The sequence below is a fragment of the Chitinophaga niabensis genome (assembly GCF_039545795.1).
GTDB lineage: Bacteria > Bacteroidota > Bacteroidia > Chitinophagales > Chitinophagaceae > Chitinophaga > Chitinophaga niabensis_B.
This window is the reverse complement of record NZ_CP154260.1, coordinates 3158082-3170531: the sequence shown is the minus strand read 5'-3', so window position 1 is coordinate 3170531 and position 12450 is coordinate 3158082. Positions and strand designations below refer to the sequence as shown.

Below are 12450 nucleotides of genomic sequence, written 5' to 3'. Positions count from 1 at the left end.
TGCTACCTACGAATATGTATTTGTACCTATATTGCCCGGTAAATTCGAAACCGATGCAATTAAGGACCACTATATGCATGGCGCTGTTATGCCTTGTTAGTTATGCTGAAGCTACAGCTGCACCGGCATTGCAACCGGCAAAACTCACCTGTGAATACCTGCAGAACCCGCTGGGCATAGCTACTGCTGCACCCCGTTTCAGCTGGACGTTGACAGGTTATGGGCAAAACCAATGGCAATCCGCCTATGAGATAGTGGTAAGGGATCCCGGTAAGAATATTGTCTGGCAGACCGGTAAAGTAAATTCCGCCGAAAACCTGCATGTAACTTATGCGGGTAAAGCCCTTGAACCCTTTTCCCGTTACACCTGGCAGGTGAAAGTATATGACCAGGATGGCAGGGCATCTGCCTGGAGTTTACCACAATGGTTTGAAACCGCTTCGTCAGCCTGGGCCGCGCAATGGATAGGAGATGGCAGCAAGCAATTTGAAAAGGATGAAGAATTCTACAAAGAAGATCCCATGCCTTTGTTCCGGAAGTCTTTCGAAGCAAAGAAGAAGATCGCCTCCGCCCGTTTGTACATCAGCGGCCTGGGTTATTATGAAGCTTATCTGAATGGAAAGAAAATAGGAGACCATGTGCTGGATCCCGGCTTAACGGCTTACCGCAAACAGGTTTTATACACCGTATATGATATCACGGCACAGGTACGTAATGGCATAAACGCCGCCAGCATTATGCTGGGCAACGGATGGTACAATACCCTCCCTTTGCGTTTCTGGGGCAGCATCAATATGCGTGCGCAGCTTACAACCGGCAGGCCATGTGTAAAAGCCCTGATCCGGATAACCTATGCAGATGGCAGTACTGCCCTGGTACCAACAGACGAAACCTGGCAAACAGCGCCGGGCCCTGTAGTGCGCAACAGCATTTTCCTGGGGGAACATTACGATGCCCGCCTGGAAGATCCGCAAACAGGCTGGAAACAGGCCGTAAAGGTCCAGGGTCCGGCTGGTGAACTCACACCTCAGATGCAGCCGCCTATACGGGTCACAAAGATTGTAAAGCCCATTAGCATCAACGAAATAAAACCCGGCGTGTTCATACTGGATATGGGACAGAACTTTGCGGGCGTAGTACGCCTGAAAGTAAAGGGCGCTGCCGGTACTAAAGTAAGTATCCGTTACGGAGAAGATAAATACCCCGATGGCAGCCTGAATGGTATGACGGCCGTAGCCGGACAGATCAAAAAGAGCAACGGAGGCCCCGGAGCACCAGCCATCGCATGGCAGGAAGATAGTTATATCCTGAAAGGAAAAGGGCTCGAAACCTGGGCCCCGCGTTTCACCTTCCATGGCTTCCGTTTCATTGAAGTAACTGGCTGGCCTGGTAAACCCACTTTACAGGATATAGAGGGCCTTCGCATGAATTCCGATCTGGAAAAGAACGGCACCTTCACCAGTTCCAACAAGATGTTCAACCAGCTGAACGAAGTGATCCAATGGACATTCCTCAGTAATGTGTTCAGCGTGGAATCTGATTGCCCTGCAAGGGAAAAGCTCCAGTATGGCGGAGATATATTGTGTGTAGCAGAAACCTACATGTACAATTACCACATGCCGCAGTTCTATGCCAAAACCATCCGGGACTTTGCCAATGACCAGCGCCCGCTGGGTGGTATCACGGAAACAGCCCCTTTTGTGGGCATTGCGGACAGCGGCCCCGGGGATGGCTCCGGTCCCTTAGGCTGGCAGGCAGCATATCCTTTCCTCATCAAAAAAATGTATGAGTACTACGGAGATAAAAGGATCGTTGAAGAGAACTATGCAGCCCTGGCCCGTTTGATCACTTTCCTGGAATCCCGCGCAGTAGATAATCTTTCCGATAAATGCCTGGGCGATCATGAATCGCTGGACGGGAAAGCTTCGCCTTTGGTGGCTGCCATCTTTTATTTAACGCAGGTGAGGATCATCGCAGAACTCGCGGAGGTATTGCATAAGGAAGAAGACAAAGCAAAGTATACTGCATTGGCAGAAAACATCCGCAAAGCGATTGTAACGAAATACTACGTGAACGGCGCATTTGAAAAAGCCAATCAATCAGCACAGGTGATAGGTGTGTGGTCTGATGTGGTGAAAGGTGCAGATGCACAGAAAGCGGCAGATACACTGGAAGCGGTATTCGCAAGACGTAACTGGCATGTAACCACCGGGATCTTTGGCACCAAGATGTTGTTTGATGTGTTCCGCGAAAGGGATCAGAATGATCTGGCATATCGTATTGCAGATCAGCGCAGTTTCCCCGGCTGGGGCCATATGCTGGAAAACGGCGCTACCACTTTGTGGGAAACCTGGGCCGCTTCAGATAATACCTATTCCAAAAACCACCCCATGTTCGGTTCAATAGGAGAGTGGTTCTACAGGTCTTTGCTGGGCATTAACCCAGCAGCCCCCGGTTTCAAAAAGATCATCATAAAACCACAGCCTGCAGGGGATCTTACCTTCGCCAAAGGAAGTTATGAATCTCCTTACGGCCCTATTTCCAGCGACTGGAAAATAACAAACGGGAAGTTTAACCTGAAGGTGGGTATACCGGCTAATACCAAAGCAGAAATATGGGTGCCGCTGAAATATGGCAAAGTATCCGGGGGGAAGTTATTGCGTGAAGAAAAAGGGTATGCAATATTTGGTACAGGTTCAGGAAATCATATATTCGTATCTGAATAATGAACCTATGGAAATTGTCTTGATAACCTTAATGATCTTTTTTGCGATAGCAGTGATGTCTGCTCTTTGTTTCTTTTTATCCTTGCAGATCCACAAAGCATTACGTGCTAAGTTTTTGTGGCTTTTTGTACCGTATGTACTGCTCTTTTGCATTATTTTTATCCTGATAAACAGGTATGGCTTAGCGATATCTTTTGATCCCCCCGGTTTAGCACTTGTGTTGGGGGCAGTGATAATTGCTGCAGGCAGTGCTTTCATTGTTGCCGAAGGCTTTTACAGGCCCTTGCTGATTAAAAAACGTCCATCCGCAGGTTCCTGGCGTTTCGTTGCTTTTGTGCTAAGCTTTTCTATCATTTTCAGTACTATGGAAATGATCTACTTATCTAATCTTGATTTCGGGCGTTAGCCTTTTTTTCTTCCTCCGGATCAGCCATTCTGCCAATAACAGGTTGGGTACAAATCCCAGCCAGGCATCGATCATGTACAGTGTTACGGGATCGATGGTGAAACTATTGGATAAGATCAGTTTCCAGGCCCTTAGTGTTAAAGCTGAGCAGGTAAGGGCATAACTTCTTATCATGTAACGTTTGTGCGCCGCAATATTCCCTCTTTTTATTTCTATCACTGCCTTGAGTGTGAACCAGAACCAAAGACTGTCCAGTATAATAAATGCCAGTTTAGAAGGCAGATAGCCATTTGCATAAATAGCCATGATCATGCCTGCAGGGAAATTGATCAGAAGAATATTCCATGCATACAATCTGCCTATCAAACGATGTAACTGCCTGTGTTCTTTTAAGAGTTGATTTGAAAATTGCGTAAAGCCGGCCAGCAAAGTGAAAATGCTGGAGAATACATGCGTGTAAAAGGCCACTTTCCACACCGTGATATGCAGGTAATCCTGTTTGAAAGCAAGGAAACCCGTATCGCTTTTAAAAGTGCTGTAAGCAAGGATACCTCTGAGCATCAGGAAGGTACCCACACAGAGCAGGAGATAAATGAAAAGATAGCGCAGGGTGTTGGTGAATGTTTTCAAGCATTCAAAAATAATCATTAACAGGCACAAAGCATCCGCCAGCGCCTGTTAATGATAACAGCACCATTCACATGGGGTTTGCCGTATGATTGATTATTTGCGCAGGTATGCTTCGAGGATATCTAACATCTGCAGCCAGCTTGGATAAGCGCCGGTGCGTTTAGCGAGAGTTTCGTTGACGGTCTGATGCAAAGTGAATTCGGTTTTATTGCCTATTGCACCCAGGGTAACCGTGACTGTGGTAGATGTTGGCCATTCCGGGTCCATACCTGCTTCCACGGCAGTAAGCGGATTTCCTTTTTCATCTGCATTCACCATCGTGAAAACAATACGTTCCGGTTTAACGATCTCCAGGTAAGTACCCACACACCAGCAATCCTTGTAGTCAGGATTTTTAATACAGGAGTGAAACGTACCGCCCTCGCGGATATCGATCTGTTTAAAATGAATGGTGCATCCTTTCGGTGCAAACCATTGTTCCAGGCCTTCCGGATCTGTCCATGCCTGGAATACCTGCTCCCTCGGAGCATCTACAATTCGGGATATCAGTACATCCTCATTTTTCTTTACCATGTTTTTTATTTTTTAAGAAGTTTTCCATTGCATCAATTGTTTCATTCCATGCCTTGCTGTATTGTGCTACCCAGGAAGATACTTCCTGCAACTTATCCAGCTTTGCCTCGCAGAACCTTTCCCTGCCTTGTTTTTTAATGATGATGAGCCCACATTCCGTTAGTATCTTAATATGCTGGGAAATAGTAGGGCGCGCAGAATCAAAGTGATCTGCTATTGCGTTGAGGTTCAGGGATTCCCCGGAGATCAGGTGAATGATCTCCCGCCGGGTAGGGTCCGCGATTGCCTGGAATACATCTCTTCGTTTTTCCATTATGAAGCCATTTGACTACAAATATAAGGAAAGGAAGTTAAATGGCTACATATTAGGGTATTTATTTTTTCCGATTATCTTTATTTCATGCCTGAACACCTGATCAAAAAACCTGCAGACTTAACCAGCATGGAGATCAAAACGATCCTCGCATGCTGGGATATAGAACCCTGGACGGGCATAGAAGATAAAGACTTCATTCACAAATACCGCCATTCGGAATTTCATTTCCTCACAGGTGTAAGCGCAACCATCTTATGCGTGGCCCGCATTAATTTTGATTTCAGGATCAGGGTCAGGCATGAGATCTATCCTTTCGCGGAACTGGTGGGTTTTGTATCAATAGAAGAAAGGAACGGGAACGGAAAATTCTTTCTGCACCAGATCAAAACCAATATGGAGAGCCGGAAAATAGAAGCGCTGGGATGTTGTGAAAAAGCAGCCAGGGGTTTTTATGAAAAATGCCGGGTGCCGGTGTTATACGGACAGGCCAAATACTTAAGAGAACTCCCCAACGACCCCTTCAGCGTGCCGGCAGATGATGATCTGTTCAGTCTTACTTTATCAGATCAGCACTACAAATTGCTGGAAGGCCTGAATATGAACAACCTGGCCTGGTTGCTGCCGGAGAGCGAATAACTTGTTTTCTCATACCTTATCCTTTACTTTGCAGAATTAATTGAGGTAAGTATGATACAGTTTTCGCGGTTAGACCATGTTACGCAAATGGTACCGATCGGCAAAAAAGAAGCAGCCAAAACATTCTACAAAGAGATATTACAGCTGGAAGAGATCCCCGGCAATCATCCGCGGGGCGCTATATGGTTCAATATCGGCAATATTCAATTGCATATTGTGGAAGAGGAACCGGGTCCAATATCCGGCCGTCACCCTGCTTTTGAAGTGAAGGACCTCGAAGCGGCAAAGGCCTACCTGGAAAGCAAAGGCATTGAAATTTCATATTCCTCTGTTATAGAAGGCCGTTCCAGGTGTTTTTTCAGAGACCCTTTTAACAACAGGATAGAGTTATTGGAATACCTGTAAATCAACAAGCAATGGACAAATTAGTAGATTGGATAAGAGCCGGTCAGATAGATGCTGCTATCCGTTATACGGAAGATAAATTGGCTGAACTGCCGGAAACTCCTTTTCACAAGGTGATCGGGAAAGACCTCCTTCACCTGCAGCCCATCCTGGGCCAGTTCCTGAATAGTTTTTATAAAGCCATGAAGGAAGAAGAAGAATTGGAGATTAAAGCCATGCTTTGTGAAATGAACGCCTTTACGGTGAACTATGAACATTGGTTCATAGACCTCTTTGCGTATGAAACGGTAGAAGAAGAAGATACCCTGAACTGGCTGGCGGAGTTTGATGGCCAGTCTGAAAAGAGCATGAGCATTACCGGCTTTGAAGCCTTGCAGGAAGCCAACAGGGAATACATGAAAACAGAAGGATACCGGGATGATAATTTACGCGCGGCCTGTGAATTGCATGAATACCTGGTGATCCTGCGCTTATACCAGCTTTTCAAACAAACAGTAACACAGCATAAGAACAGGGCAGCCTGGGCAGGCATTCCCATGTTTGTGTCCGCACATGACTATGAAGATCTGATCTTTGTTGTAATGAACTGATAAAAAAAGGCTGGCCCCAACGGACCAGCCTTTTTAATTTATTCTCCATCCGGCAGCGGTACACGCGGCCATACATCATCCCCCACACGGTCAATAGGAAGTGCAGCCAGCCTGTTATAACGGCGCATATCCACCCAGCGGTGTCCTTCTCCAAAAAGGGAATACCTTCTTTGCTTTAAGAGCTCATCAATAAGTTTCGCTTTCGTATCAAGGTCCAGCCGCGGTGCGAGATTGTGTTTGCTGCGAATGATGTTCAACGCATCCGCCGCTTCTGCCAGTGCATTGGTTTGCAGCCTGGCTTCTGCATAGATCAATATCAGCTCTTCATTCCGGATGAAAGGCACCGGAGTGACAGGCGTGGCATAAAGTGCCACGTCCCGGGTACTGGTTAACCCGTCAAAAGCTGCCGGTACAGCCCTTATATGTGTTTTGTTGATGCGGTCGTCGCCGGCTTCCAGGTCTGCTTCAAAAGTAGGGTGGGCGGCCCTGATATCACTCTGGCCATCCAGTGCGAGGTACAGTTCATTTAAGAGGTCTCCGCTGGAAGAAGAGAAAACATGATAAACACCTGCGTACAGGTTACTTCCGGCTGAAAGGTCCAGGAAGGAAGCATTGAGATCGGTAAGCGCTTTGGGCCATTGCTCCCGGTAAATGGATACACGGGCAGAAAGCGCGCGGTTGAACTTTCTGAAGCCCGGCACATCACTGAAGCCCTCAAACCCATCGGAAAGCGGGAAGATGATCGCTGCATTATTCAGCAGCGCATCTGCATCATCCAGTAATTTGGCAATGTCTGTTAAAGCCTGTGTTTTGTTGACGATCGGCCCCAGGTGTTTGGGATCATTTACATCTGTTCTGATCCCCAGATCATCCGTATGGGTAAGATTGAGCAATAACTGGTAAGCAGCGATGGTTTTGGCAAAAGCATAATACCCGTTCTTTTGTGCTTCATTTTCCAGTAAGGTGCAATTTTTCGTAGCCTGTATCAGCAGGTTGCAGTTCTTTACCACGGAATAACGGGCCAGCCAGCTGTTGACGGCATAATAGGAGTTAGGGTCCAGTGTAATATTTCCTTTTCCTAAAAGATCTTCTGTATTACGACTGTCTGAATTGGAGTAACGCCAGAATTCACGGCCAAATACACCCACGAGATCATGATACAGGCCCAGTTGTGCACGCAGGCCTCCTTCGGAACCTGTTACCAGGTTGTTTAACTGAGAGATGGAGGGATTTTTAATGATCTCTTCCATCGTGGGGGCGTTGGGGTTAGGAATGAATTCATGGGTGCAGGCAGTAAGCACACAGGTCACGCCAAAAACGAATGATAAAATATGTTTCATTGATAAATGGTTTAGAAGTCAAGCGATAAATGGAATTGCAGGCGTTTGGAAGCAGGGTAGGGAGCTACATCCACTCCGGCACCAAAACCGGCACCGAAATTCGATACTTCCGGATCGTATCCTTTATACGGGGTCCATGTAATAAAGTTGTTGGCAGAAACGCCCAGCCGGATGTTCTGGATATGCCGGCATACCAGGGGCAGGCGGTAATACAAAGCAATTTCCCGGAAGCGCAAATAGCTTGCATCCTGCACATATCTGTAAGGTTGCCCGGAGCGCACACGGCCTGTAGGGTTACCACCTGCATCCGGTACATCCCAGTCGGGAGAAGTGCCGCCATAGTCCTGCAGTAATTGAGAGAGGTTGATATTGGAACTGCCCTTCCGCGCATGCAGCAGGAAGCGCAGGCTGATGTTCTTAAGGAAGGTGAGTTCATTGTAGAAACTGAGCTGATAATCCGGTTCCAGGTCGCCAAACTTTTGCAGTTCACCATCATCGTTAAGTGCCAGGATCTGCGTGGCGGATTTTCCTTCTTCAATAAAGAAAGTACCATAGTTTGCACCGAAAGCAGAACCCTGGTCAAAACGCGGAACGTTGAGCTTCGTTACTTTGGAGCGGTTGAGCCAGAAGTTGAGTGTAGAGTTCCAGCGCAGGAACTTATTGTCAACAGGGATGGTCCTTAAGCCTAATTCCAGCCCGCGGTTGCGCAGGGAACCTGCATTCACCCAACGATTGGTAAAACCACTGGATGCCGGGAAATTAGCTGCCACCAGCAGGTCTTTGATCACCTTGTTGTACAGCGTAGCTTCAAAGCTGATCTTCCCGTTCAGGAAACTGATATCCATACCACCTTCCAGTTCCGTTTGCCTTTCAGATTCAATATCCGCATCTCCTAAAGTGATACCGATCAATGAACCCGGGCGCCCGCCAATGCTCATACCCGGCAATGTGGTAAAGCGGCTGTTGAAAGTAGGGAAACCACTGCTTTCACCATAAGCGATACGGAACTTCAGATCATTGACCGTACTGTTATCCCAATTGCCCATCTTAGCAATGTTCCAGGACATATTGGCTTTGGGATATACATTGAACTTCTTGTAGTTCCCGTTATTGGTAGACCTGTCGAAACGAACACCGGCAGTGAAATTCAGGAACTCTTTCAATGCAATTTCTTCCTGGAAGAAAATACCATCGTTACGGAAAAGATAACGTGTTTGCTGTGCGCTTACAGAGCTGGCCTGTCCTCCGCTGGTTTCTTCTCCTACCAGTTGCGAAGCCACATTCAGCAACTGATCAAAGGAACCATATTCGTGTGTTAAACCGGCAGTGGTTACAAACGACAATTGTTTTGCACTGAGCGTGTTCACCAGGAAGGCGGCCCAGCTGGTATTGAGGTCGTTGGCATTCCCCTGCACGTTACGGCCACCGGTACCTGCAGCTGTTTCAAGGTGAAGGATGGCGGGGAACAGTAATTGCGATTTCTGGTTATAGAAATCCACGCCACCTCTTGCTACCAGCCTGGTGATGGAAACATCTGATTGTTGCAGCGTAGCATCAATATTGATACCGCTGATCACCCGGTTGATCTTTTCATTGTTCTTCATCAATGCAATGGTCTGCAGGATATTGTTACCATTCAGGGGATTGGGATATTGCCCTTTCTCATTGGGATGCAGTTCCCTGTAAGGACGCATGGAAGCTAATTGTACACCAATGGAAACACCGGTATTATCGTTGTTGGTAATACCACGGTCAGAAGAGGAATTGGTGTAGGAAGAAGTAATACCTACTTTGATCCTGTCTGATACCCGGTGGTTCACATTTAAGCGGAGACTGTTATTGGCATAACCGGTATTCTTAATGATCCCTTCTTCTTTACGCATGCCTGCGGAGAAAAGGAAGGTGGTTTTCTCTGTTCCGCCGCTGGCAGTAAAACTGGTGTTGCGCAGGAAGCCCGTGTTGCCATAAATCTCTTTTTCATAATCATATAATTTGCCGGCTGTTTCTGCTGTTCTGTACAATCCCACATTCCATCTGCGTGCAGTGATCTGTGCATCCGTCAATGATTTCATACCCATCAGGTGACGGGCGGTGATAAATCCCATATCCTGGGAAACATTCACTTTTGTAGTGCCTGCTTTCCCTTTTTTGGTAGTGATGATCACCACCCCGGCAGAGGCCTGGGAACCATATATGGCAGAAGCGGAAGCGCCTTTCAGTATTTCCACATTTTCAATATCCTGCGGGTTGATGTCTGCAATGCGGGAAGTAGCATTATCCTGTGCGGAAGTGGCACTGCCACCGCCTTGTGCATTGGTAATAACATTGGTACCGGTAGAAATGGTACGGTTGCTGATGATCACGCCGTCTATTACGTACAGCGGCTGGGTAGTACCAAAAACAGAGGATACGCCGCGGAGTTTAACAGAAAGCCCGCCACCCGGTGCACCGGAATTAGCTACAATGTTGGCGCCTGTTATTTTACCGCTTAAAGCGGCATCGAAGGTTTGGGCAGGTGCCACGCCCGTTAGTTCCTTTGCGGAAACAGAGGCCACGGAATTGGCCGCATTTCTTCGTTTTACTGTGGTAGCCAGCCCCGTCACCACAATTTCATCCAGTTTGGCGATATCTTCTTCCAGCACAATGGCCAATATGGCATCGCCCGTGAGTTTAATATTGCGGGATCTGAAACCGGTGAAGTTGACTACAAGTATGGCACCTTCAGGGGCATTGATCTCAAATCTGCCTTCCATATTGGTAATGGTGCCTTGTTTGGTCTTTTGGATGCTCACACTGGCACCGGGTAAGGGGTTACCATTCACATCGGTCACTCTTCCGGAAAAGGTTTTTTGCTGTGCCTGCATAACAAGCGGTAATAACAGGCATACGAGGTATAATATGCCTTTCAGGGATTGTCTCATTTTTCAGTTTATTGGTTGATAAAAAACAACTGGCAGGGATGTAAATTAGGCTGCTGAAGGACTCAGGGTGTCAGGCTTTGTGTTACATGTAGATTAATCGGTTTTAACTGTAGGATTTCTTATCCGAAGCGTTAACTTTGCCCTGTTACACTGATCAAAACTCTGAAAACCTACAGCTAATTGAAAACAAGCTCTGATGAATCCACGTGACATCCTAAAGAAGGTCATTAATGCTGGTGCGCAGACTCAGGATGGAACAAAAGCGAGAACTGTAGTGATCGTAAATATCATGGCTGCGATACCAGCCCTGTTTGCTTTCTTACTGGCTCCGATCTTATTTTTTATCACGGGCCAGCTGCGGTTACTGTACTGCCCTGTTATTGAAGGTCTTATACTGATAACAGTACCCTTTTTCAACAGATCCGGAAAATACATTACGGCTAAATTTATCATGTTCTGCACGCACTGTGCGGGCACCTTATTCTTTGGGGTGATCATGGGCCCTGCTGCCAATGTGGAGCTGATCGTGATCTTCCTGATAGGCATGTCCTTCCTGTTATTTACCACCAACCCGCAAAGGGTATTCAGCCTGCTGGCGGTATTCAGCGTATTAACAGCCCTGGGTATCCATTATGGTTATGAGATCACCAAACTGGTGGTGCTTATGGCGGTGGTTACACTGAACATCCTGGTGTTCTACTTTTATTCGGAACATTTTAAGGAATCCATCGATAAACTGATGGCCAAAACAAAGACGCTGGAAGATGTGAACATCTCCAAAAGCCTTTCCTTCAACAAAACAAACCACGAAACCAGGAATCATCTTAACGTAGTGACCTCCATCAGTGAGGAACTGTTGCGGCAGAGCAAAGGCGCAGATAAGATCGTTATAGCAGCAGACCGCGTGAAGGCGCTGAACATTGCCTGTAAACAGATGACCCTGGTGATCAATAACGTGCTGGATTATTCAGCATTGGAAAACGGCAAGTTTGAACTGGTGAATTCCAATTTCGATCTGCGGGAACTAATCACGGAAATAACAGCCTCCTTCCAGGTGATGGCGGATGAAAAACAGGTGAAGATCAGTACTGAACTGTCCCCGGCCCTGCCGGAGATCATTCTCAGCGATGAAAGGGAATTGACCACCGTGATCAGCAATCTTGTTTCCAATGCCGTGAAATTCACGGCGGCGGATAGCGGGATAAAGATCAAAGCATTCCCGAATGAAAAGAACCAGCTGGTGATCAGTATCACAGATGCCGGCCCCGGTTTAAACGACCAGCAAAGGATCCAGATCTTTAAACCTTATGTGAGCCAGCGCCACAGTACTTACCGTGGTACAGGGCTTGGCCTTCCGCTGGTGAAGAAAACGGTGGAGTCCATGGGTGGTAATATCCGCGTGGAAAGCAAAACCGGCATAGGCAGCACCTTCATTGTTACCCTGCCACTGGTAGCGGGTATCAAACAGCTGGAAGAAAAGATCAGCTATAAGAAGTTCAATAAAACCGTACTGGTAATTGACGATAATCAGATGAACCTGCGGGCAGTAGAATTGCTGCTACAGCGGATGGGATGCCAGGTGCTCCTTTCCGCAGACCTTTTCAAAGGTATTGAAGCAGCCAGTCATGAACGGCCGGACCTGGTATTACTCGATATCGGTTTACCCGGCATCTATGGAAAAGAAGCCCTGAAAGTAGTACAGGAAGCCCTGGATGGCACCCCGGTGATCAGCGTTACGGGAGAAACAGCCCCCGCCGTAAAAGAAGAGATGCTGGCCGCCGGTGCGGTAGGTTTTCTATCCAAACCCCTTATTTTTGACACTTTTTACAGTGAACTCGAAACTTTTTTTAGTAAAAAGTAATATTTTTTTCACCTACTTATTACTTATTTAGCTATTGTAAACGCCT

Annotated in this window: 11 protein-coding genes; 6 read left to right on the top strand and 5 right to left on the bottom strand. The window is 47.0% G+C overall.

Annotation, left to right across the window (positions count from 1 at the left end; all coding sequences use genetic code 11):
- Window positions 1-53: 53 nt before the first annotated feature.
- Together AAHN97_RS12300 and AAHN97_RS12295 are read left to right on the top strand one after the other, a co-directional pair.
- The gene (locus AAHN97_RS12300) at window positions 54-2726 is read left to right on the top strand and encodes a family 78 glycoside hydrolase catalytic domain (protein WP_343307924.1); all 2673 of its coding nucleotides are present in this window, start codon (window positions 54-56) and stop codon (window positions 2724-2726) included.
- A 7-nt stretch (window positions 2727-2733) separates the two neighbouring features.
- Window positions 2734-3132: a hypothetical protein gene (locus tag AAHN97_RS12295; protein ID WP_343307923.1), complete on the top strand. Its 399-nt coding sequence runs from the start codon at window positions 2734-2736 to the stop codon at window positions 3130-3132.
- Here AAHN97_RS12295 and AAHN97_RS12290 read toward each other — a convergent pair.
- From AAHN97_RS12290 to AAHN97_RS12280, 3 genes are all read right to left on the bottom strand, one after another.
- Entirely contained in the window at window positions 3106-3762 is a 657-nt protein-coding gene (locus tag AAHN97_RS12290; protein WP_343307922.1) for a DUF2306 domain-containing protein, read from the bottom strand. The two genes, AAHN97_RS12295 and AAHN97_RS12290, sit on opposite strands and share 27 nt — an antisense overlap.
- A gap of 93 nt (window positions 3763-3855) precedes the next feature.
- Window positions 3856-4335, bottom strand: coding sequence for an SRPBCC family protein (locus tag AAHN97_RS12285; protein WP_343307921.1), 480 nt, complete (start codon window positions 4333-4335; stop codon window positions 3856-3858).
- On the bottom strand, window positions 4319-4648 hold the full coding sequence (locus AAHN97_RS12280) for an ArsR/SmtB family transcription factor (protein WP_343307920.1): 330 nt from the start codon (window positions 4646-4648) through the stop codon (window positions 4319-4321). The genes AAHN97_RS12285 and AAHN97_RS12280 overlap by 17 nt, the downstream gene beginning before the upstream one ends.
- Window positions 4649-4735: 87 nt before the next feature.
- Between AAHN97_RS12280 and AAHN97_RS12275 the strand changes: the two genes are divergently transcribed.
- From AAHN97_RS12275 to AAHN97_RS12265, 3 genes are read left to right on the top strand one after another with little or no spacing between them, the layout of a single operon-like run.
- On the top strand, window positions 4736-5287 hold the full coding sequence (locus AAHN97_RS12275) for a hypothetical protein (RefSeq protein ID WP_343307919.1): 552 nt from the start codon (window positions 4736-4738) through the stop codon (window positions 5285-5287).
- A gap of 51 nt (window positions 5288-5338) precedes the next feature.
- Window positions 5339-5692: a VOC family protein gene (locus AAHN97_RS12270; RefSeq protein ID WP_343307918.1), complete on the top strand. Its 354-nt coding sequence runs from the start codon at window positions 5339-5341 to the stop codon at window positions 5690-5692.
- A gap of 11 nt (window positions 5693-5703) precedes the next feature.
- Window positions 5704-6282, top strand: coding sequence for a hypothetical protein (locus tag AAHN97_RS12265; protein WP_343307917.1), 579 nt, complete (start codon window positions 5704-5706; stop codon window positions 6280-6282).
- Between the two features lie 38 nt (window positions 6283-6320).
- On the opposite strand, the gene AAHN97_RS12260 is transcribed toward AAHN97_RS12265, so the two are convergent.
- Both AAHN97_RS12260 and AAHN97_RS12255 read right to left on the bottom strand, forming a co-directional pair.
- Window positions 6321-7622: a RagB/SusD family nutrient uptake outer membrane protein gene (locus tag AAHN97_RS12260; protein ID WP_343307916.1), complete on the bottom strand. Its 1302-nt coding sequence runs from the start codon at window positions 7620-7622 to the stop codon at window positions 6321-6323.
- A gap of 11 nt (window positions 7623-7633) precedes the next feature.
- Window positions 7634-10543, bottom strand: coding sequence for a SusC/RagA family TonB-linked outer membrane protein (locus AAHN97_RS12255; protein WP_343307915.1), 2910 nt, complete (start codon window positions 10541-10543; stop codon window positions 7634-7636).
- A gap of 196 nt (window positions 10544-10739) precedes the next feature.
- Between AAHN97_RS12255 and AAHN97_RS12250 the strand changes: the two genes are divergently transcribed.
- Window positions 10740-12404, top strand: a complete 1665-nt coding sequence (locus tag AAHN97_RS12250) for an ATP-binding response regulator (RefSeq protein ID WP_343307914.1) — start codon at window positions 10740-10742, stop codon at window positions 12402-12404.
- Window positions 12405-12450 lie beyond the last annotated feature (46 nt).

Coding starts and splice junctions, on each gene's coding strand:
- AAHN97_RS12275 (WP_343307919.1), top strand. CDS start 4,736: ATGCCTGAACACCTGATCAAAAAACCTGCAGACTTAACCAGCATGGAG.
- AAHN97_RS12265 (WP_343307917.1), top strand. CDS start 5,704: ATGGACAAATTAGTAGATTGGATAAGAGCCGGTCAGATAGATGCTGCT.
- AAHN97_RS12250 (WP_343307914.1), top strand. CDS start 10,740: ATGAATCCACGTGACATCCTAAAGAAGGTCATTAATGCTGGTGCGCAG.
- AAHN97_RS12260 (WP_343307916.1), bottom strand. CDS start 7,622: ATGAAACATATTTTATCATTCGTTTTTGGCGTGACCTGTGTGCTTACT.
- AAHN97_RS12280 (WP_343307920.1), bottom strand. CDS start 4,648: ATGGAAAAACGAAGAGATGTATTCCAGGCAATCGCGGACCCTACCCGG.
- AAHN97_RS12295 (WP_343307923.1), top strand. CDS start 2,734: ATGGAAATTGTCTTGATAACCTTAATGATCTTTTTTGCGATAGCAGTG.
- AAHN97_RS12255 (WP_343307915.1), bottom strand. CDS start 10,543: ATGAGACAATCCCTGAAAGGCATATTATACCTCGTATGCCTGTTATTA.
- AAHN97_RS12270 (WP_343307918.1), top strand. CDS start 5,339: ATGATACAGTTTTCGCGGTTAGACCATGTTACGCAAATGGTACCGATC.
- AAHN97_RS12285 (WP_343307921.1), bottom strand. CDS start 4,335: ATGGTAAAGAAAAATGAGGATGTACTGATATCCCGAATTGTAGATGCT.
- AAHN97_RS12300 (WP_343307924.1), top strand. CDS start 54: ATGCAATTAAGGACCACTATATGCATGGCGCTGTTATGCCTTGTTAGT.